At 61.5% G+C, this 22512-nt stretch carries 13 protein-coding genes; 6 read left to right on the top strand and 7 right to left on the bottom strand.

Translation table 11 applies throughout. The features are described 5' to 3' along the window. Positions 1–116: 116 nt before the first annotated feature. From HMPREF2678_RS07975 to HMPREF2678_RS07965, 3 genes are all read right to left on the bottom strand, one after another. Positions 117–3800, bottom strand: coding sequence for a multifunctional oxoglutarate decarboxylase/oxoglutarate dehydrogenase thiamine pyrophosphate-binding subunit/dihydrolipoyllysine-residue succinyltransferase subunit (locus HMPREF2678_RS07975; RefSeq protein WP_070551906.1), 3684 nt, complete (start codon positions 3798–3800; stop codon positions 117–119). 53 nt (positions 3801–3853) lie between these two features. After that, on the bottom strand, positions 3854–7291 hold the full coding sequence (locus HMPREF2678_RS07970) for an ABC transporter ATP-binding protein (RefSeq protein WP_246817918.1): 3438 nt from the start codon (positions 7289–7291) through the stop codon (positions 3854–3856). A gap of 94 nt (positions 7292–7385) precedes the next feature. Beyond that, complete coding sequence (locus HMPREF2678_RS07965) at positions 7386–8153, bottom strand: hypothetical protein (RefSeq protein WP_034973696.1); 768 nt, start codon at positions 8151–8153, stop codon at positions 7386–7388. 87 nt (positions 8154–8240) lie between these two features. Between HMPREF2678_RS07965 and HMPREF2678_RS07960 the strand changes: the two genes are divergently transcribed. Both HMPREF2678_RS07960 and HMPREF2678_RS07955 read left to right on the top strand, forming a co-directional pair. Beyond that, a complete protein-coding gene (locus tag HMPREF2678_RS07960) occupies positions 8241–9755 on the top strand; it encodes a carboxylesterase/lipase family protein (protein ID WP_043014836.1) in 1515 nt (504 codons plus the stop codon). Positions 9756–9895: 140 nt separating this feature from the next. Beyond that, positions 9896–10702 (top strand): hypothetical protein, encoded by an 807-nt coding sequence (locus tag HMPREF2678_RS07955; RefSeq protein WP_070551901.1) that lies wholly within the window; start codon positions 9896–9898, stop codon positions 10700–10702. Here the strand turns inward: HMPREF2678_RS07955 and HMPREF2678_RS07950 are convergent. Beyond that, entirely contained in the window at positions 10699–11187 is a 489-nt protein-coding gene (locus HMPREF2678_RS07950; protein WP_070551899.1) for a hypothetical protein, read from the bottom strand. The two genes, HMPREF2678_RS07955 and HMPREF2678_RS07950, sit on opposite strands and share 4 nt — an antisense overlap. Before the next feature lie 257 nt (positions 11188–11444). On the opposite strand from HMPREF2678_RS07950, the gene HMPREF2678_RS07945 reads away from it, so the two are divergent. Beyond that, positions 11445–12803 carry an NAD(P)/FAD-dependent oxidoreductase gene (locus HMPREF2678_RS07945; RefSeq protein ID WP_034970885.1) on the top strand — a complete coding sequence of 453 codons (1359 nt, stop codon included), beginning with the start codon at positions 11445–11447 and terminating at the stop codon, positions 12801–12803. A 47-nt stretch (positions 12804–12850) separates the two neighbouring features. After that, a complete protein-coding gene (locus HMPREF2678_RS07940; protein ID WP_070551897.1) occupies positions 12851–15100 on the top strand; it encodes a DEAD/DEAH box helicase in 2250 nt (749 codons plus the stop codon). Positions 15101–15235: 135 nt separating this feature from the next. On the opposite strand, the gene HMPREF2678_RS07935 is transcribed toward HMPREF2678_RS07940, so the two are convergent. From HMPREF2678_RS07935 to putP, 3 genes are all read right to left on the bottom strand, one after another. Beyond that, positions 15236–15721: a hypothetical protein gene (locus tag HMPREF2678_RS07935; protein WP_035000924.1), complete on the bottom strand. Its 486-nt coding sequence runs from the start codon at positions 15719–15721 to the stop codon at positions 15236–15238. A gap of 155 nt (positions 15722–15876) precedes the next feature. Next, a complete protein-coding gene (locus tag HMPREF2678_RS07930; protein WP_035000925.1) occupies positions 15877–16557 on the bottom strand; it encodes an HNH endonuclease family protein in 681 nt (226 codons plus the stop codon). 65 nt (positions 16558–16622) lie between these two features. Next, on the bottom strand, positions 16623–18203 hold the full coding sequence (gene putP, locus HMPREF2678_RS07925) for a sodium/proline symporter PutP (protein WP_070551895.1): 1581 nt from the start codon (positions 18201–18203) through the stop codon (positions 16623–16625). Positions 18204–18736: 533 nt separating this feature from the next. On the opposite strand from putP, the gene HMPREF2678_RS07920 reads away from it, so the two are divergent. Together HMPREF2678_RS07920 and HMPREF2678_RS07915 are read left to right on the top strand one after the other, a co-directional pair. After that, entirely contained in the window at positions 18737–21502 is a 2766-nt protein-coding gene (locus HMPREF2678_RS07920; protein WP_246817917.1) for a DEAD/DEAH box helicase, read from the top strand. Further along, entirely contained in the window at positions 21495–22505 is a 1011-nt protein-coding gene (locus HMPREF2678_RS07915) for an SWIM zinc finger family protein (RefSeq protein WP_035008549.1), read from the top strand. Before HMPREF2678_RS07920 ends, HMPREF2678_RS07915 begins: the two co-directional genes overlap by 8 nt. Positions 22506–22512: the final 7 nt, after the last annotated feature.

Raw genomic sequence — 22512 nt, 5'->3', positions numbered from 1 at the left:
TAGGGCTAGGACTTGGGCTCGGGGCAGGGCAGGGGGCTGAGACCAAGAAAAAGCCCGCCGCTAGTGCGACGGGCTTGTTGCTGGCTAGTAGCTAGCCGCTGAGGGCTTGCCGAGTTTTACTCGAAAGCCTCCTCCAGCAGCTGCTTCTGCTCCAGCTGGTGCACCTTTGCCACACCGGTAGCGGTGGAGGATTGTGCACGGCGGGAAACGCGCTTCAGCTGGATGCCTGGGATGTGCTCCGGCAGCTGCAGAGCCAGGAACGGCCACGGGCCCTGGTTGGCCGGCTCGTCCTGTACCCAGCGCACCTCGGCGTTCGGGTAGTTATCCAGCGCATCCTTAATGCGGTTGAACGGAATCGGGTGCAGCATCTCCACGCGGACGATGGCGACATCATCGCGACCGTCTGCCTGACGCTTCTTCTCCAGATCCCAGTAGATCTTGCCCGAGCACATCAGAACAGTCTTGATGTTTTCGTTCTTGCCGTTCTGGTTCGGGTCGTCAATGACGGACTGGAACTTCTTGACCTCGGTGAAGTCCTCCACGGAGGAGACCGCCATCTTGTTACGCAGCATGGACTTCGGGCTGAAGACAACCAGCGGGCGCTTCAGGGAGCCCAGTGCATGGCGGCGCAGCAGGTGGAAGTAGTTCGCCGGAGTGGACGGCTGGGCGATGGTCCAGGAGCCCTCCGCGGACATCTGCAGGAAGCGCTCGATGCGGGCGGAGGAGTGGTCTGGACCCTGACCCTCGTAGCCGTGCGGCAGCAGCAGAACCAGGGAAGAAATCTGGCCCCACTTGGCCTCGCCGGAAGAAACGTACTCGTCCAGGATGGTCTGGGCGCCGTTGGCGAAGTCACCGAACTGTGCTTCCCAGGCGACCAGAGCGTCCGGGTTACCGACGGAGTAGCCGTACTCGAAGCCCATGCCCGCGTACTCGGTCAGCGCGGAGTTGTAGGTCTCGAAGCGGCCGCCCTTGCCGGACTCGCGGGCGAGTTCCTCCAGCGGGCTGTAACGGTCGTGGTCAGTGTGGTCGAACAGGACAGCGTGGCGCTGGGTGAAGGTACCACGCAGAGTGTCCTCACCGACCAGGCGAACCAGCTTGCCGCCATCCACCAGGGAACCGAAGGCCAGCAGCTCGGCAAAGCCCCAGTCGATGTTGCCGTTGCGGGACATTTCCTTGCGACGCTTGATGACCGGCTTAACGCGCGGGTGCGGGGTGAGGCCCTCGGGCACGTCGGCGAAGAGATCGCCGATGCGCTCGATGAGCACGCGGTCGACGGAAGTATCCAGACCGTGCGGCAGATCCTGGGAACCGGTGATGCCACCTTGTTCCTTCGGCTTAGCGCCCTTTTCTGCCTCGCGAACCTGCGTGAACACGGTCTCCAGCTGCTCGTGGAAGTCGCGCTGAACGCGCTCGATGTCTTCCTCGGTCAGGTCGCCACGGCCCAGCAGGGTTTCGGTGTACTGGTCGCGGGAGCTCTTCGTCTCACCGATCAGCTTGTACATCAGTGGCTGGGTCATCGACGGATCGTCGGCCTCGTTGTGGCCACGGCGACGGTAGGTCACCAGGTCGATGAAGACGTCCTTACCGAAGCGGTTACGGTAATCCACAGCCAGCTGTGCAACCCACACAACGGCCTCTGGGTCGTCGCCGTTGACGTGGAACACCGGGCAGTCGAAGCCCTTTGCCAAGTCGGTTGCGTAGTGGGTGGAGCGGCCGGCATCCGGGGTGGTGGTGAAGCCGATCTGGTTGTTCACCACGATGTGGACGGTACCGCCGACCTCGTAGGCCTCCAGGCGAGCCAGGTTGATGGTTTCCTGAACAATGCCCAGGCCGGTAAACGCGGCGTCACCGTGCAGCAACAGCGGCATAACGGTGTGCTTCTCGTGCAGCTGATCCTGCTTGGCGCGGGCGATGCCCTCCATGACCGGGTTTACGGCCTCCAGGTGGGAGGGGTTAGCAGCCAGGTAAACGTCGATCTCGTTATCGCCGAACATTTGGTGGTACTGGCCCTGCTGACCCAGGTGGTACTTCACGTCACCGGAACCGCCTGCGGCGGCCGGGTCGATGTTGCCCTCGAACTCCGTGAAGATTTGCGCGTAGGGCTTGCCCACAATGTTGGCCAGCACGTTCAGTCGGCCGCGGTGTGGCATGCCGATGATGACCTCGTCGAGGGCTGCGTCGGCTGCGCGGTCGATGGCTGCATCCATCATCGGGATCAGCGTTTCAGCGCCCTCCAGGGAGAATCGCTTCTGGCCGACGTACTTGGTCTGCAGGAAGTTCTCGAAGGCCTCGGCGGAGTTCAGCTTCTGCAGGATGTACTTCTGCTGAGCCGGGGTGAACTCGGCCTGGCCAGCCTCGATACGATCCTGCAGCCAGTTGCGCTCTTCGGCGTCCAGAATGTGGGTGTACTCCGAACCGACCTTCAGGGTGTAGGCCTTGCGCAGGGTGGCAAGTACCTCGCGCAGCGTCATGGTTTCGCGACCAGCGAAGCCACCGACGTGGAAGGTGCGGTCGAAGTCCCACAGGGTCAGGCCGTGGGATTCGATGTTCAGGTCGGAGTGATCCGGGATCGGCAGACCCGGCTGGGTCCACTGCAGCGGGTTGATGTCGGCGATCAGGTGGCCGCGGGAGCGGTAAGCCTCGATCAGCTGCATCACGCGGGTGGACTTATCGACGCCGATGTTCGGCAGGTCCTGGCTCCAACGCGTCGGAGCGTAGGGCACGCGCATGGCGTGGAAGATGTCATCCCAGAACTCGTCGTTGATCAACAGGCGGCTCATGGTGCGCAGGAATTCGCCCGATTCTGCGCCCTGAATGATGCGGTGATCGTAGGTGGAGGTGATGGTCACCAGCTTGCCGATGCCCATCTCGCCCAGACGATCCTCGGAGGCGCCTGCGAACTCGGCGGGGTAGTCCATGGAGCCCACGCCGATGATGGCGCCCTGGCCCTTGGTCAGGCGCGGCACGGAGTGGCGGGTGCCGATACCGCCCGGGTTGGTCAGGGAGATGGTCACGCCGGTGAAGTCGTCCATCGTCAGCTTGCCTTCGCGGCCGCGGTGAACAACGTCCTCGTACTTCTCGACGAACTCGCCGAAGGACATGTTCTCGGCTTCCTTGATGGCGGCGACCACCAGGGAACGCTGGCCGTTCTTGCCGACCATGTCGATAGCCAGACCCAGGTTGATGTGCTCCGGGGTAACGAGGGTCGGCTTGCCGTCGACAACCTCGTAGGAGTTGTTCATGTCCGGGTGAGCCTTGACGGCCTGCACCAGGGCGTAACCGATGATGTGGGTAAAGCTGATCTTGCCACCACCGCGCGCACGCAGGGTCTCGTTAACCATGGCGCGGTTTTCGAACATCAGCTTTGCCGGCATATCGCGCACGGACGTAGCAGTCGGAATCTCCAGGGAGATGTCCATGTTCTTCACCACGGCCTTTGCGGCGCCCTTAATGGTGGTCTTGCCCGGTTCTGGAGCCTCAACCGGCTGCTTCGGTGCCGGCGGGACGGTGCGCTTCGGCGTGGGCTTAGCGCTGCCGCCCAAGCTCTGAGGGGTCTGGCGCTGGGACGCAGAGCCCTTCGGCTGCTTACCGCCGGCCGTCGTATCCCGGGTAGGGGTGACGGTGGTCTTCTGAGATCCATTGCCCGTCGCAGCCTGGGTGTTGCCCGACGTACTTACGGGGGAGGAGTTTTTTTCAAAGTAATCGCGCCATTCTGCGTCGACAGACTTTGGGTCTTCCTTATACTGCTGGTACATCATATCGACCAGCCATTCGTTTTGACCGAAATTCGCGCTGCTCACAGCAGGTCCTCGCCTCTTTCCTTAATGACTCTAAGTCTCGTCGTTCCACCCTACTACAAACCCGCAGTTGGGCTTGGGGCGGCATTCCATAATTCAGCGTAGGCTCCGTCACGCTGGAGCAGCTCTTTGTGGGAGCCAATTTCTACGATTCGACCGTGTTCCATCACGACGATCGTGTCGGCTCGCGCGGCGGTGCGCAGCCGGTGGGCGACGATGAGTGCCGTGCGCTCGCGGGTAGCGAGGGCAATCGCCTCGACGATCTGCGCTTCCTCTTCGTCGCTGATGTTTGCCGTCGCCTCATCCAACAGCATGATCGCCGGGCGGATGTATTCGGCGCGTGCCAGGGCGATCATGTGCTTCTGGCCCGCCGATAGCGCGTGTGCGCCGGGGGAGATGTGGGCGCCCAGCCCGCCGGGGATCGTCTGTAGTATAGCTGCCCCGCCGATGCGCTCTACCGCAGCAAGCACGCTGCCGTTGTCGGAGCCATACGCGATGTTCTCCGCGACAGTTCCGGCGAAAAGTTGTGGTTCCTGGGGCACAGTGCCGATGCAACGTCGCCAGTCGCGCACGTCGAAGTTTCGGATATCCACCCCGTCGGCCAGGATCGCCCCTTCCGTCGGTTCCACGAATCGGTTGATCAATCGCAGCAGCGTGGTCTTGCCCGCCCCGGTTGCGCCGACCACGGCCGTGGTGCCGCGGAAGGTGTGGTTGATCTGCACGGTGGGTTCGCCATCGCCGTACTTGTACATGACGCCCTCACACCGGATCGCCGGGCCTGCCGACAACTCGGGCGTAGTTGGGTTCGCGGGTGCGGTGATTGCTGGTTGCTCGTTGAGGAGTTCCCGGATACGCGAGACACTTACGCTGGCCTGCTGGAACTGGTCGAATACCTGGGAAAGTTGCTGGATCGGCCCGAAGAGCATGGTGAGGTACAGGCTGAAGGCCACCAGTGCGCCCTCGGTGGTCTGTCCCTGTGCAACGAGGGTTCCACCGGCGCTGAGAACCGCGGCCTGCGCCAGCTGAGTCAACAGATTGATGCCGGGGAAGTAGAGGCTGACGGCAGTCTGCGAGTAGGTGCGCAGACGGAGGTATTGCCTGGATTCCTCATCCAGTCGACCCTGCAAAGTGGATCCGTAGTTGTAGGCCTGGCCGGTACTGAGCCCCATGAGGGCTTCTTGGAACGTTGCATTAACCTGGCTGACCTGGTTGCGTGCCCGGCTGTACAGGCGGCGGGAAATGATACGGAAGACGACTGTGGCGACCACGATGACGGGCAAGAACAGTGCCACTATTCCGGCCAAAGTTAGGTCGGTGGCCAGCAGCATGCCGACGATACCCAGTGCCAGGGAGGCGGACACGATCGTCTGCGATAGACCCGTTTGCAAGAAGTTGGACAGCGAATCGATGTCGGTCGTCAGACGAGTCATGATTCTGCCGCTGGCTTGGCGGTGAAACCACAGCAGATCCATGTCGGTGATGTGCCTAAAGAGTCTGTTGCGCAGTGCAAAGATCAGCTTCTCGCCGGTGAGGGTGGTGAGGATGGTGTTGGCGATCTGTGCAGCCCAGGAAGCTGCGACTACTATCAATGCGACCCCACAGGTAGTCCAGAGCGCCTGCATATCGTTGGCCGCAACTCCGTGGTCGATGGCGTGGCGGATAAAGGTGGGGAGGGCGATGTCCGCGGCCGAGGACAGCAGCAGGGTCGCCACAACTGCCGCAATCAGACCCGGCACCATGCCGAACAGGGTGCGCAGGCGGAAACCATCGCCACCGGAAGGCAGGGAAAGATCCGCGATGCGCGGTTCGGCGGGCGGATATTCTGCGAGTTTCTCGGCCCCATTCTCTGCAGAATTCTCAGATGGCTGCTCGCTAACTGTGTCGTTTTCGGGGTTGGGACGCGCCGAGGGCAGAGTGATTACCTGGTCCGGATTGCGGAAGCCCCCGTCGGCTCGATGGCTGATGTAAACCACGGTGGGACGGGAAATGGTGGCGCGCAGGTTAGCTAGGATTGTCGCCTCGGTGGCCTGGTCGATGGCCGACGTAGCGTCATCGAAAATGATCGTGTGTGGTTTACGCAGCAGCATGCGGGCGATGGCGATGCGCTGGCGCTGCCCTCCGGACAGGGTGATTCCGCGCTCGCCGACGATTGTATCCAGCCCGCCAGCGTCCCTGATGAAAGTATCGGCGCAGGCCAGATGCGCTGCTTCCCACACCTCCTGATCCGTGGCCGAATGACCGAGCAAGATGTTTTCCCGGATCGTGCCGGAATATAGGAAGGCCTCATCCATCACCAGTGCGGGCCGGTCGGCTTCCCGAACCTCCAGCAGTGGAATCGACTGTGCAGATCGTCCCGACTCTGCCGACTCCCCGTCGGTGACTTCGATTTTCTGCGCATCCACGCTGTTCAAACCGGCTAGAGCATGCGCCAGGCGCGTCTTCCCCGAGGCCACCGGTCCTTCCACGATGACGGTGCTGCCGGGGGAAATGTCCAGCCTTACTGGGGTGTTTCCCGGCGAGATGGGGACGAACCCCGAGAACCCCATCGGGCCGCGCACAGACGTGGTGCCGGTGGGGCGGGGCGGGGCGTCAATAATTTCAAAAATCCGATCCGCACACGGTTCGGTGACGTGCACATTGACCAGCATCCCCGCTGCCATTCGGGCAAGGCGCGCGATCATCGTGATGTACGTGGAGACAGCCAGGAAGTCTCCCACGCTGATCGTGCCGCGCATCGCCAACCATCCGCCCAGCCCGATTGCGGCGACCAGAGCAACGTTTGGGAGGGCGGATAGAGCTGGCTGGAAGAGGGCACTCAGTTTTGCGACGCGCATGTTGATGCCGTAGTGCCTCGCCGATTCCCGCCTGTAGCGGGCGACCTCCCGGGGCTCCTGGGCGAAGCTCTTGACTACCTGAACCCCAGAGACCGTGCGGTCGACCTGCTCGGCGATCACCGCGGCTTGCTTCTGCGACGCCAACGACGGCTCGTACAGACGCGTGCGGGAGGCATAAGCCACCGCGAAGAGCAGGGGAATCTGCACCGCCACAATGCCTGCGATGGGAGGGGAGATCCAGAGAACCACGGCGAAGACCAGAACGAGCTCCAGCATGCTGGTCGCCATCAACGGCAACATCGCTACCGTGCCCTGCACCTTCGTCAGATCGGTGATGGTGCGCGAAATGACCTGGCCAGTGCCGAAAGCTCGCCCCTGCTGCGCATCGACGGACTGGATCGCGCGGAACATCCGAGTGCGCAGGCTGTGCTGGGTGCGCACACTGAACGTACCGGCGAGGAACCGACGCAGCGACTGCACGACAAAACGCGCACAGGCAGCGGCCACAAGGAGCCCAATAGCGCGCCGGCTGCCATCCACAGAGGCACCCGCCAGGAGTGGCAAAAGCAGCTCGATGACAGGAAGCAGCACCGAAAACACGACGACGGAAATGAACAACCATCGATGGTGTCGGGCGGCTTCTTGGATGACTCTGAACACGCCGATGATTCTAACGCGAGGCGCGGACCACCCCATACCGTCGAACAGCGGCTTCCTGGGGCTGGATGAGAGTTAGCCGCGAGCTGGCCGAGAACTAGAAGATCTTGTCAGCCTCGCGGATGAAGACATGCACGTTGTCGATCATGTGTTCCGCGATCTTGCGGTTGGCTTTAGCGCCTAGGTAGGCGCCGACGCCGAACGGCAGAACCTTCTTAAACATCGCCCCGTCGAAACGCTTGCGGACCTGGCGGAATGCGAAACGTCCCAGAACATTGTTGGCCTGTTTGAGCTCCACAGAGCTGGTATCCCGCAGCTTCCGCGTACCGCGCAGGTTGTTCGCAGCCTTCAGGGAACCGAACGTGTTGTCCTCGGCGATTGCCTGCACCAGTTCCTTGGCCGTAGCTCCAGAGATAGCCAGGTACACGACAGCACGGCGGGTTTCTTCCTTTGAGATATCAATGCCATGCAGCTCCGCGGAGGCCAGAGCGTACAGTGCGCATACCTCGACCAGCAGCGCGGATTCCGCGGTAATGCCAGCAAGTGAAAGCAACGTGCCCACGCCCGGCACGGCTGCCACGCCGCCGGTTCCCGCGCCGGAACCCGTGGCCAGGTTCTTAAAGTGCGTGTCTAGAACTTCCTGTTTGCGCTGCAGGCTGGCGTCGCCGTGCCTCTTTTCGATGTTGGCGACGTAGGAACGGATCAGCGGTTCCTGGACGGACACTGTCCGATCGATCGCGCCGAAGAATCGGCGAGCGATCGGCCCCGAAGGATAGGGGGCGCGCTGAGCTTGGTGAATCAGATCCGCAGTAGCTGCGGCTTCGTCGCGCGCATGGCCGGACTTGCCGAAATTGAAAATACCCATGTTTCCCAAGAGTAGGGCAAAACTTTGGCAGTAGTCGGCATAGGATGGTGGGACACCTTTGATGAAAGCAAGACAAAAGTAATACAGATGACGACTACAGGCGCCACGCGAATAGAAACCTCTGGCGGCACCGTGCACGGCGTGCGGATCGATGGGGTGCGGACGTGGCGGGGCATCCCCTTCGGTGCGGCAGAACGCTGGAAGGCACCACACCCTGTGCATTGGGAAGGGGAGTGGCCTGCGGATGAGTACGGAAATGTTGCTCCCCAGACGGCTTACAACTGGAAAGACGAGGTCATCGGCGACGAGGATTGCCTGAACCTGGACATCGTCCGGCCAGATACGGAAGACAAGCTGCCAGTCGTGGTATTCCTCCACGGCGGCGGGTTCTTCGCCGGTGCCTCGCACACAGCGGTACTGCGTGGCCATAACTTCGCCAAAGAGCTAGACGTGGTTTACGTTGCCCTGAACTTTCGCCTGGGAGCCCTGGGGTATGTGGACTTGAGTTCGCTGGAGGTGCCGGACGCCCACGATTGCGAGGCCAACCCCGCAACCCGCGACCAGATCCTGGCGCTGCAATGGGTGCAACGCAACATCGAGAGTTTTGGCGGCGACCCGAACAACGTGGTGTTGATGGGCGAGTCCGCTGGAGGCACGTCTGCAGCGGCCCTCATGGCAATGCCCGCGGCGCGAGGGCTGTTCCATCGGGTAATCCTGCAGTCCGCGCCAGTCATGAGCGTGCACACGAACGCGCAGTCGAACCTGTGGGCGCGGAAGCTGGCTCAATATTCCGGACTGGTGCCGCGCACGACCTCCATCGCCGAGCTGCGTGCCTTGCCCTTTGCGGATGTCGTTCGCGCCGGGCAGCAGATGCTGTGGAAAGGGCGCGGTTTGCGGCAGCTGAACGCTGCTTTTGGTATTGCTATCGACGGCGAGTTGTTGTCGCAGCACCCGCTGGACGTGTTCGAACAATCGCTGCAGCAGCGCATTCCGCTGCTCATTGGTACGAACAACGATGAGCTGTCGGCGGCGCAGATTCTGTTCTTCTCTAAGTCCGCGCGGCTGAGGACTGCCCGCGAGATGCTGCGCGCCCATGACCCGGCGTTAGCCGAGGACATCGAGGCTGCCTACGGAGATATTGGACGCCGTGGCGTGTTCGCGCAGATGCTGACGGACGCTGTGTTTTGGGCTCAATCCGTACGGCTGGCCGAGTTGCACCAGGCGGCCGGGGCGCCCGTGTGGATGTATCGCTTTGATTACGCGCCCACGATGTTGCGCCGCCTTGGTGTGGGAGCGATGCACTCGATGGAGCTGTCGGCCCTTTTTGGTGACGCCAAATCCTCGAAAGCCAGCTTCGTGTTGGGCGATGAGCTGGCCGTGGTGTCCGAACACATGCAACGATCCTGGAAGAGCTTCATCTGGGACGCACATCCTGGGTGGGAGCCCTACACCGCGATGTGCCGTGCCACGCAGATTTTCGAGCGGGAGACCCGCATGGAGGAGGATCCGCGGGCGCCGTTCCGGCGTGTGTGGGAGGAATTCGATATGCGGGGCTGGAACGGGGATGAAAGCTCCGTGGCGATGCCCAGACCGGGACGATAAGCAGGGGCGTAAAGAAAGTCGTTTTGTGTGGGGACGCTTTGGTACAGATCGGGTTACTATGGTGGCCAAGTCACGGATTGCACGTTGTGGCCGGGGCGAAAAAACACCTCAAACACCTCAAACACTAGGAGACATTGGCTGTGGGTTTCTACGAGGACATTGCGAAAGCGCTGGACACTGAGGGGATTGAGTCTCGCGTAAATGATGGAATGCTGTTTGTGCCGATCGCCCCGGAGCTGGAGATCCAGTTCCAGCAGATCGAGCAGACCGGTACGACGGCAGGCATTGATTCGGCCAATGTCTTCCTGGCTAAGGGGGAGCTAGACGAGGAAGAGGGGATTGAGGAGTTTGAGGCCACCCTGGTCGGCGTGGTCTTCTCTGTGGAGGCTGCGGTCGCGGAGGTTTCCCGGTACATCGCTACCGATCAGAGCATTACCGTTTTGCACGACCTGCTGGAGGGTACCGACGATCGCATCTCTGACCTGGAGTTCGAGCAGGATCTGATTGAACCGATGCTGGTACGTGCGGAGGTCGGAACCGACTCCATGATCACCGTGCTGCTGGGATCGGGTTCCGATGAGCCCGAGGCTACCGTGACCTTCGTTACCTTCGGTGAGGACTACGACGAGCTGATCGACCAGGCCGTAGCGGAACTGGAAGCGGATGAGACGCTGACGGACTTCGAGCGCGAAATGATGTACCAGAACGTGCTGGAGGATGCCGCCGAGATGACCCAGGAGACTCTGGAACTTGGCACCTTCAAGGATTTCGACCAGCTCTTTAACGCCCTGGCGGTAGCGCAGGTGCAGGCCACCGAGTGGGAGGAGCTGCTCGTTCCACTGGAGGACTACCCGTTCGACGACGAAGACTTTGACGATGAAAACTTCGACGAAGATTTCGACGGAGAAGACTTCGATGACGAGGACGACGAGGACGACGAGGACTAGGCCACCTGCGGAGTCGAGCTATCGCCCGCCCGCAGATCCTCCTTAGTCATCAGTGCATGCCACGTCAGGCGCACCTGTCGCTGGTGATCGTTATCCCTGAATTCCTGCGGGTCCTCCTTTACGGTCCACGCCTGCCCAAGGATCAACTCCAATAGCCGTGCCGAACTGTGGGTCATCCAGCGGGGGCCTTCCACGGATGCCGTGACCAGGAAAAGTTCTTGCCCAGTGGGTGCTGAGCTCTGGGAAAGCCTGCGCCACATCAGGGGCGACATGCGGCGCCGGGAAATGTGTACCACCGCGGTGGATTCGCCCGCTCCAACGTAGAAGCTGGGTGCCCGCCAGCCGGGTGTAATGCGAATCAAGCTGCGTGGATGGCGCAGGATTGCGCGGGCTTCCTGCGCAGTCCGGTGAGGTTCGCCCAAGCCAAAACGGCGTACCGCAGTGGAGGCGTTGATGGAGCGCGACGTGGTGATGCGGGAATTCATGGTGCTGTTCACTTCCTTTGCTTCAGGCTTGTGTTGTGCCGGGGCTCCACGGTGGAGATCCGTCGGCAGTGGCTTGCGTTCAAGGGCGAACACTAGGGGAGGGGGCGGACAAGGTGGCGTCACTAAGAAAAAATAATAGAACAAACAACCGAATAAAGGAAGATGGTTTGAACGACCGAACGCGGCGCCCGGTGCGATAGCATGGGGCGAAGAAAACGTGGGCAGGCAGTCGAGCGACAGTTTTGGGAGCGACGAATATGGCACAGGGCACGGTAGGTGGCAACACGCAGAATGTAGCCATCGTCGGTGGCGGGCTGGCTGGTCTGGCTGCCGCTCGTACTTTGCGTAAAAGTGGCGTGACCTGCACTGTCTTTGAGGCAAGTGACCAGCTGGGCGGGCGGGTTCGCTCGGAGAAGATTGGCGGCATCACTGTCGATCATGGGCTGCAAACATTTAACTCCTGGTACCCGGCAGTGAAGGAACTGCTGCAGCCAGGCGAGTACTCTGCCCTGGGGATTCGCTATTTCCAGCCTGCGATCCAGACACTCACGGATGACGGGTTGGCGCTTGTCTGCGACCCGATCCGCGCACCGCACCTGATTCCCCGCCTGATGCGATCCAAGGCGCGTAGTGCACTATCCTTCCGCGACCTGATTGCCCTGCGTAAATGGCTAAGGTCTGAACTGTCCCACCGCTCCAGCCTGGAGCTGCGGACGATCAAGCAGCAGCACATGGACGAGGACGTGAAGGTCTGCGAGTCGCTCGACCAGCGTGGCGTGCACCGGCGCACCCGCGCGGTGGCGATCGATCCGCTACTGCGCGCGTTTCTCTTCGATGCCGAGGGCGAGTCTTCGGCGATCTTTGCCAAGTGGATGGTCGGTACCCTGCTGCGAGGCAACTTGGCTGTGTTGGAAAACGGCATGGGGGACCTGGTGACGATGCTGGCGCGCGTGCCCGGCGTGGACTATCGGCTGAATTCACCGGTCGTGCAGATCGCAGAGGACGGCGATGGCGTGCGCGTGACAGTTGGCTCGGAGGGCGACGATGCCGGCAAGGGGTCTGGCAGCACCGAGCATTTTTCCCACGTCATCGTTGCCGTCGGCCCGAAGCAGGAAACGAAGCTGTTGGGCTCACCCGAGGTACCTACGGCCACCGTGTCTTCCTGGTGGTTCGTCTCTGATGAGCCAGTGGCCGACGAGGCATTGTTCGCCGTCGACGGCACCCGCAGCACCCCCATTACCTCCGCCACGGAAGTGACAGCCGCTGCGCCGAGCTATGCGCCGGGCAAGCACCTGGTGGCCTGCAACCACGTGCACCCGCGCGGAGCTAACCCTGCGGACGGGCCGAACGTCGATGAAGTGCAGCGCGGTCTGGGCACCCTGTTCGGTGTTGATCCTTCCGGTTGGGAGCTGGTGACGGAGCAAAAGTTTATTGACGCCATCCCGCTTATCCTCCCCAAGAGCCTGCAGCGCATAGGCAAGAAGATCGGGGAGCGGGAACTTCAAGGCAGTCGCATCGCCCTGGCAGGCGCCCAGCACGCGACGCCGAGTATCGACGGGGTACTCCGAAGTGGACAGCGCGCAGCCAACCATGTGATCGAGCAGTTAGGCCTTTAGGTCTGTAAATCGCTTTATCCTTCCAGTGCGCGTAGGCTTGGGCAACGATGAGTGATACTGAAAACGTCACCGGCGACGTAAACCAGCCGGCCAATGACGAGGTGGTATCTCAGAGTGAACTGCAGGGTGACATCACGGAGAATTCTTCGCAGGATTCTGCCGTAGAAAAGCAAGAGTCACAGAGTGTGACCAATGAGGCAGTAGAGTCTGAGAACGCCGAAGCGAAAGTTCCAGATAACGACCCAGACAACGACCCGGTCAACGATCCGGTCAAGACCCCAGACAAGGGCGACGAGCGACCCTCTTTTGACGGCCTAGGACTACCAGACAACGTTCTAGCTGCGGTCAAGAAGGTCGGTTTCGAAGTACCATCCCCGATTCAGGCAGAGACCATTCCGGTGCTGATGGAAGGCCACGACGTGGTCGGCCTCGCGCAGACCGGTACCGGTAAGACGGCAGCATTTGCGCTGCCGATTCTGTCCCGCATTGACGTGTCGAAGCGTCACCCCCAAGCGCTTGTATTGGCGCCGACGCGCGAGCTTGCGCTGCAGGTTGCCGAGAGCTTCCAGTCTTTCGCCGAGCACCTGGGTGGCATTCACGTGCTGCCGATCTACGGCGGCCAGGCTTATGGCGTGCAGCTGTCCGGCCTGCGCCGTGGCGCGCACATTGTGGTTGGTACCCCCGGCCGTGTGATTGATCACCTGGAAAAGGGCAGCCTGGATATCTCCGAGCTGCGCTTCATGGTGCTCGACGAAGCCGACGAGATGCTGAACATGGGCTTCCAGGAGGACGTCGAGCGCATCCTGGAGGATACGCCCAGCGACAAGCAGGTTGCGCTGTTCTCTGCGACTATGCCCTCCGGCATTCGCCGCCTATCGAAGCAGTACCTGAATGATCCGCAGGAAATCACGGTCAAGGCTACTCAGCGGACTAGCGAAAACATCGAGCAGGATTACCTGTTGGTCAGCCACCGCGACAAGCTGGACGCGCTGACCCGCATCCTCGAGGTCACTGAGTTCGAGGCCATGATCATGTTCGTGCGCACGAAGAACGAGACCGAGGAGCTGGCCGAGCGCCTGCGCGCCCGCGGTTTCAACGCGGCTGCCATCAATGGCGATATCCCGCAGAACCTGCGTGAACGCACTGTGGACCAGTTGAAGGACGGCCGCTTGGATATCCTCGTGGCCACCGATGTTGCTGCCCGCGGCCTGGATGTCGATCGCATCACGCACGTGTTCAACTACGACATTCCGCACGATACCGAGTCCTATGTGCACCGCATTGGTCGCACGGGCCGTGCAGGTCGCAAGGGTCGCGCTGTTTTGTTTGTGACGCCCCGTGAACGCCGCCTACTGAAGGCCATCGAAAGGGCAACTAAGTCTCGGCTGAATGAGATTGAGCTGCCCACGGTGGACGCGGTGAACGAGGCTCGCAAGGAGAAGTTCCGCGACAGCTTGACCGAGTCTCTGGCAGATCCGCAGATCGGCATCTTCCGCGACCTGGTGAAGGAATACGCGGAGTCCAACGAGGTGGAGCTTGCGGATATCGCCGCAGCTCTGGCCGCCCAGCTGCAGGCGGGCGAGGACTTCCTGATGAAGGAGAAGCCGAAGGAGGAGCGCCCGCGGCGCCGCCGGGAGGGCCGCTATGGCGACGATTCCCGCAACGGCGGCGGAGCCTACAGGCCGATCGACGAGCGCTTCAACAAGGAAGCTCCGCGCATCACGGACCGCAGTGGCAAGGAATTTGCCGTGTACCGTCTGTCGGTGGGGCACCGTCAGCGAGTCCGCCCGGGTGCCATTGTGGGTGCTTTGGCCAACGAGGGCGGTATGAACTCCCGCGACTTCGGTCGTATCAGCATTTTCGCGGAGCACTCCCTGGTGGAGCTTCCGGTGGATCTGCCGATGGAGGTCTTCCACGCGCTGGATCAGACCCGCGTGTCCGGTCAGTTGATCAATATCGAACCGGATCCGGGTGCGCCGTCTGGCCGTCCGGGCAGCCATAAGCGCCAGCACCGCAATGACTTCGGCGATCGCGATCGTGGCGACCGCGGTGGGCGTGGTTATGATCGTGGCGGACGTGGCGACCGTGATCACGGTGGCCGCGGCGACCGCGGGGGACGGGACCGCGGCGGTCGCGGGTTCGACCGCCGGGACGACCGTGGTGATTGGAATGGCCGCGGTGGTCGCGATCGAGGTGGTCGCGATGACCGTAATGGCCGCGGTGGTCGCGGCGGACACGGTGGTCGAGGAGGTCACGGTTTTAAGGGCGACCGCGGGCACCGAGGTGGCCGCCACTAGCAATGAAGGCCGGCACCCCTTGGTAGGGGCGCCGGCTCTTTTGCGCCCTAGAAGGCTGTCCCAGCGACATCAAACAAAAACGCACCCCGAGGGGTGCGTTTCTCGGTCTGAGCGACCGTCTAAAAAATTTTTTGGCTAGATGAACATCAGGATTGCAGTGATCAGCCACAGCAGATTGAAGATGCCGGCGAACATTGCAGCCTGACCCGGGATCTTGGAGGTATCTGCGTCCGCAGCCTTGGCAGCTTCAGTCTCGGAAGCCGGAGCGTCGCCAGCCTCGACAGCATTCAGTGCAACCAGGCCTTTGCGCTGGCTGGGGATAACCAGGGCGATAAGGATGCCCCAGGCGACGATGGCCAGCAGCAGGGCGAAGTGCAGGGCGTGCTCCTTCATTGCTCCATCGACGGTGAAGAATGCAACCAGACCCAGCACCGGAACCAGCAGAGAAACAAACCCGTATGCGCGGGTGATGCGGTGAACCAGGCGCAACGCGCCGACAGCAGCTTGGTCACCGGACTGCGCCTTGCGGAACTGCGGCGCGTACATGGAAGAAGCGATGGCAACGGGGCCGATCAGCAGGATCGCAGCCAGAACGTGAAGGGCAACAATAAAAGTAGACATGTCCTCTACTTTGACAGATCAGCAGGTGACTTGTCACTTTGACAGCCCACCCATTCCCGCACGTCCGCCGGGCGCTTCATGCGCCCCCGAGCTACCCCAGAGCTACCACATCGCGAACCTAGAGCGACCGCGGAGCATAAGCGAGGGAGGCAGAGTCAAATGTCGCAGGACTCACGAGCAGCGCGCGCGTCTGCCTCCGCCAAGGCCAGGCCATAGTCGCCGATTACCCGCACGAAGCGTGCGCTATAAGCACACTGGTCTACGGGAGGCAGCCACTCGCTCAGCGTGGCATCGGACTTTTCCCGGTTCACCGCAGAGTCCGTGACCACCAAGTTCCGCAGCGTATCGTTGGCAAACTCTTGCCGCTGTGCCTCCGGCCAAGCATAGGCTCCCAGGTCCCACGCCGCCGCTAGTGGGACGATGTGGTCGATGTCGACGTTCTGGCGGTCCATGTCTTGATGTGTATAGGGATCGACGCCCCCTCGTTCCCCCGATGCACCGCCTGCGTTGTTGCTGGCACATCCGCCGGAGGAACCCCCGAAGGTTTGCACCAACAACAGGTGGCGGGTGGTGCAGATACCCAGGTTTGTGACCTGCATGCCCCATCCATCGCCGAAGCGTTCCCGCGAATAGCCAATCACCCGGGGACGGGCGGGAATTTGGTGGATGCGTTGCAGGTATTCCGTGACCGCTTGTTGATCTTGGGGGTGGTGACGATGTGGCGTCCTCACCCAAGCAACACCAGCGACCAGCACGGCCAGGAGAAGGCAGTAAATGGTGAAGGGGGCGGGGCGAAAGAGAGTGGGGCGGGAAGAAGGCAAGAAAAAGCGCCGCATGCAGTAATAGACTGCAGCGGCGCTAGAAAGGTTCGCTTGGATTTCAAGCAATTAACCTTGGGTGACTACTTGGCGACAACCTCGGCGGCTTCCTCGAAGTCGATGTCCTTCTTCGTAGCGACCTTGGACAGCTTGGCTGCCTCGTCGAAGGTATCGGTAATCGCCTTGGACGGAGCCTTCGTGAGCAGGGTGACGGTGACCATGACGATGACGTTCAGAGCCACGCCCGGGATCATCTCGTACAGGCCGAACGGTTTTTCCATGACGCCGAACTGTGGCAGGCCACCCCAGATAAAGGCGACGATAGCGCCGGTGACCAAACCTGCAGCAGCACCCGCACCGTTGAGGCGACGCCAGTACAGCGATGCCAGGATGACCGGGCCGAAGGAGGCGCCGAATCCTGCCCAGGCGAACTCGACGAGGCCGAGGATTCCGGAATCCGGGTTGAGGGCAATCAAACCAGCTAGGACGGCGACCACTAGCACCGATACGCGGGAGAGGTTCTTCAGGGACTGATCGGATGCGTTCTTGTTGATCAGGCCGTTGTAGATGTCCTCGATCAGCGCGGAGGAAACCACCAGCAGCTGCGAGGAAATGGTGGACATGATGGCAGCCAGTACCGCGGTCAGAATCAGACCGGCCAACAATGGGTGGAACAGGATGCGGCCCATATCCAGGAAGATGGTCTCGAAGTTCTCCTGGTCAGTGATGGCGATGGACGGATCCATGCCGAAGAATGCCGGGCCGATGATAGCAACCATAACGGTGCCGACCAGGCACAGGAACATCCAGCCAACGCCGTAACGCATACCTGCGCGGGCATCGGACGGGCTGCGAAGCGCCATGAAGCGCACGATGATGTGTGGCTGGCCGAAGTAGCCCAGGCCCCATGCCAGGTTGGAGATGATGGTGACAAAGGAAACGCCGGTAAACAGGGAAAACCAGTCCGGGTTCGGCTCAATGGAATCGAGACCGTAAGAGTTTTCCAGCTGGTAGGTCCAGATCGCGCCTGGGTCGTCCATATACAGGAGTGCCACGACGGGCACCAGCAGCAAGGAGACAAACATGATGCAGCCCTGGACGGTATCGGTGAAGGATACGGCCAGGAAGCCACCGATGAAGGTATAAGCCACGGTGACGGCGGCGATGATGATCATGCCCGTCATGTAGTCGCCTTCGAAGGTGGACTCAAAGTAACGGCCGCCGGCGACCATGCCGGAGGATACGTAGAAGGTGAAGAACACCAGAATGATGATGCCGGCGGCGATGCGCAGGAAGTGGCTGCGATCGTTAAAGCGATTCTCCAGGAAGGAGGGGATCGTGATCGAGTTATTTGCCACCTCGGTGTAGGAACGGAGGCGCGGAGCGGTGACTAGCCAGTTCACCGCAGCACCAGCCAGCAAGCCGATGGCCATCCACATCTCGGAGAAACCGAGCATGTACAGTGCGCCCGGCAGGCCCATCAACAGCCAGCCGGACATGTCTGAAGCGCCGGCGGACAAAGCGGCGACGAAGGGGTGCAGGTTGCGTCCGCCGAGCATGTAATCCTCATACTCGTCGGTCTGGTTGAAACTATAAAGTCCAATCAGCAGCATGATGAACAGATAGATCACCATGGCTATGACAAACCATGTCTGGTCAGTCATAAACAGTCATCTCCTCAAGTTGAATGTATAAGTTCTATACGTCAGCTTTCGGGCTCTCTGTGCTCCGAAGTACAGAAGGCGCGCGCATGTGTGACGCGCACAACTCCGTATCCACGTTAGCGAACAGTTCTGCGCTGCGAAGGTTGTCTGGGGTACGTGGTAAAACTTCCACCATGGGATACACGCATCAGATGCACGTTGTTGCACCCACATCGGGCGGGCTGTGGTTGTGGGTAGAGCGCGTTGCAGGCCACGGGGTGGTGCTCGATATAGATGAACTTGAATCAGGCGATCTGCCTGCGGTTTGTATGGAAATCCTGGGGTCCCGACCGTGGCGAAATCGGGGTGGAATGTGGCTGGCCACGCCCCGTGGGCGGGTGAAGGAATTGCCGGTTCCTGCGGTGGCTCTAACGCCCGAAGAATCTGTTGGGTTAATGGGGTCATTATGCGAGTATGCGAATAATAATATTAGTTCTGGGCATGGTACTAAATCTGGACTGATCGATGGACTCGGTGCGGAAGTTACATTTCTTATGCAGCTCTGCACTTTCGTTGAGGAAGCGGTACTTGCTGGGCGGGTAATGGTGCGCATGGAACGCGTCGACGATCAGTGGTTCCCCCGGTGGACTCTGTCGCCGGCGGGCGACCACATGCGGGTGCTGCAAGAATTCCGCACGCGCGTGCCTGGGGTGCTCACGCGAAACGGCGGCGCCGATGTGGTGGAGCGGATTGCCGACGAGTTTGCTCACTGGATCGCTGTGGCGCACCTGCGCCGCGAGCTGGGCGACTTTACCTCCGACTTCGTCCGCGCCCTGGCGACGGGCACGGCCACCCGACGTGGAGGGGCCAGCACCGTCGTCAACCTGGGGCAGTGGCGGCGCGAGGCTGAAGCGCAGGCCGGGCAGCTGGTCTTTCTGTTGTCTACTCCGTCGGAGGTGCAGGAAGAACAGGAAGAACAGGAAGAAGAGACCGCCGACAATCCAGCAGTAGGCGGTGCTACGCCGAGTTGGTGGCTACAGATCGCCTATTCGCTGAATGGTGGCCCCTTTGAACCTCTCAACCCCGCCACCATGGACGAAGAGCTCAGGGAGCAGATCATCCGTGGCCTCTACCGGGCAGAGGAAGCGTGGAAAGAGTTCAACCCGCACGTGCGTAGCCTGCTGACGTGGATCAACATTGGCGCGAATCCACAGCAGCGGGGATGGTGGCGTCCAGAAGAATTGCCGAGCGAACAGCCGACCTTGGGCACGAACCTGGACATCACCGAGCTCGCGAGCTTCCTAGAAGAAGGAGCGCCGGCGCTGCGGGAGGCCGGGTTCGGCGTGATGATCCCGCGCGAATGGGGCAAGGTGCGCCCGCGGGTGAAGGCGACGGCGACTCCGGTGGGGCAGGGGCCGGGATCGGGAAAGTTGGGGATGGACCAGCTGATGAACTTCTCGTGGGAGGTCAGCCTGGGCGGCGATGGTGCCGGCGGTGCTGGTGGGGCAGACGGGGATCTCGACGAGGCCACGCGCCAGGAGCTGCTCAATGCGGCCGAAGCGATCGTGCGCATCAACGGCGAATACGTGTTCCTGGACCAGGAAGCCCTGTCGGCCGCCCGCAAGTGGTTCGCGGAGGTGACAAAGGAGCAGGATGCGCCCGTCGGCGACGTCACCGTTAGTGTGCGGGACATTGTGGAAGCCGACCTGTTAAGCGCCGCCGAGGTGGTCGATACCGACCATGAGTTCCGGGTGGTTGCCGACGGATGGGTGGCGCGACTGCTGGATGGTGAGGCGCAACTGGATCCTCCGGAGCCGGTGCAGGTGCCCGCTGCGGTGCGAACCACGCTGCGCGACCACCAGCGCCGCGGCTTAAGCTGGCTGGCCTGGATGCACCGCCACCGCATCGGCGCGATCCTGGCCGATGACATGGGTCTGGGCAAGACTCTGCAGGTGCTGTCGCTGCTGGCCTGGGAGCGTGAGGTCGACGACTGCGAAGGTCCGACCCTTGTCGTTGCGCCCACCACCGTTGTGGAAGCGTGGCGTGCCGAGGCTGCCCTGCACGTGCCGAGCCTGGAGGTCCTGGTCGATCACGGTTCGGGGTTGCTCGCTGATGAGGAGTTTGGTGACGCCACGTCTCGGGGGCTAGAGGGCACAGCGAAGCAGCCGGATCTGGTGGTGACAACCTACGGGCGCGTGGCCCGGAACACTGCCCGTTACCAGCAAGTTCAGTGGGGAAGAGTGGTAGCCGACGAGGCGCAGGCGATTAAGAACCCGGCGACGAAGCAGTCCCGGGCGGTGCGCTCGCTGGGAGCTGCGACCCACATTGCGTTGACGGGCACCCCGGTGGAAAACCGGTTGAGCGACCTGTACGCCATCATGGACTTCGCGAACCCAGGGATCTTCGGATCCGCCGCGGCATTCCAGAATCGCTTGGCCATCCCCATTGAGCGCTACGGGGATGAGGAAGCCAAGCGGCGGTTACGTGGGCTGGTACAGCCGTTTATTCTGCGCCGGTTGAAGGGCGACGCTGCGATTGGTCTGGACTTGCCGGAGAAGCAGGACATCGTAGAACGCGTGCCATTGTCCAGGGAACAGGCGGCGCTGTACGAGTCCTTCATTAAGGACATGGAGATGCGCCTGCAGCTGCCCGGCGGCAAACGGCGCGCCAACATCCTGGGCGCATTGGTGAAGATCAAGCAGATTTGTAACCACCCGGCGCATTTTGCGGGTGACGGGTCGGGGATTTTGGCAGACGGGAAGCACCGTTCGGCGAAGATCGAGCGCATCTTCGAGATCACCGGCCAGGCGCTGGAACAAGGCAAGAAGGTACTGATGTTCACCCAGTTCCCGACCTTCGGCAAGATGCTGGCACCGGAACTGCAGAGCACCTTCGGCGTGGAGGTTCCCGTGCTGCACGGCGGCCTGTCGCGTGGCAAGCGCACGCAGATGGTCCGCGTTTTCCAGAGCGCCGATGGGCCGCCGATTATGATCCTGTCGGTGCGGGCGGGCGGTACTGGCATCACCCTGACCGAAGCCTCGGTAGTGATTCACATCGACCGCTGGTGGAATCCGGCGGTGGAAGACCAGGCCACAGATCGCGCCTACCGAATCGGCCAGAACAAGTCCGTGGAGGTTTATAAGCTGGTGGTGCAGGGCACCATCGACGAAAGAATCCACGACATCATCATGAGCAAACGCGAGCTGGCGGGGGACATTGTCGGTGCAGGCGAAGGGTGGATCGCCAACCTCGATGACGCGGAGCTCAGTGAACTGCTGCAGCTGCGCGAGTCCACCCAGCTGGAGGATAACGATGGTTAACAAGCAGCCGAGGAAACGCACGCGCACCGATGCGACCTGGGGTGAGAACGTGGTGCTCGCCGATTTTGGAGCTAAACGACGCCAGGAGATGAACCGCCTGCGCGATCAGCACGGCACGCACATCCGCGGTGAGGATAGCTGGGCTAGTTCGCAGCTGATGGAGGCAATATCTAGGTCGACGGATTCCGGGCGGCTGGCGCGCGGTCGAGAGTACTTCCGGGGTGGGAAGGTCCTGAGCGTGGAGTTTGCGGAGAACGTCGTAGCCGGCTTGATCCACGGCTCGCAGCTGGAGCCGTTTGAAACGTCCATTCATCTGCGCAGGCTTACGGATCGGCAGAGGGATTTCGTACACCACGAGATGCTGACCGATAGCTCGCATGTCCGCTCCCTCCTGGGTGGCGGCGCGCCGGGCTTGGACGTTGCATCGGTGCTGCTACATCCCGGGCACGTCAACCGGGTGAGCTGTACGTGCCCGGACAAGTCCGCGATCTGCAAACACGTGGTGGCGCTGGCCTACTCGGCGGCTGAGAGGCTGGATCGGGACCCCAGTCTCCTTCTGAAATGGCGGGGACTGAACCCACAGGAGCTGCTGCGCCCAGTGCAGGGCTGGGGTGGAGGGGGCGTGGGGGCGTCCCCAAATAGGCAACCGCAAGAACAGGAACGCTTAGACAAGCAGGCTAACCAGCCGGAACAAGTCGATTCGGAAGCATTCTGGGGCACGTCGGCGGAACCAATCGAATGGGAGCCGCTGCGGTGGGAATCCGGGATGGAACAGGGGGACCAGAAGGCTTTGAATGAGGCTCTGCGGTCGGTGACATGGCATGCGGTAGATCAGCTGAAGGCGAAGCATGAGCTGGAGGTTTGCTACGAAACCTTAGAAAATGTCGAACCTATGTTCTATTATGAAACTAGGTTGTCCGGGTCGATTGATAAAACTGCGGACGAGGTAAGCGACGAGGACGGAACGAACAGTACGGAAAGAACAGGTAGGGCAGACACGTGACACAAGC

The sequence above is a fragment of the Corynebacterium sp. HMSC058E07 genome, assembly GCF_001809885.1.
Lineage (GTDB): Bacteria > Actinomycetota > Actinomycetes > Mycobacteriales > Mycobacteriaceae > Corynebacterium > Corynebacterium macclintockiae.
Note: the sequence above shows the minus strand (reverse complement) of the source record. Positions and strands in the feature narration are given on the sequence as shown.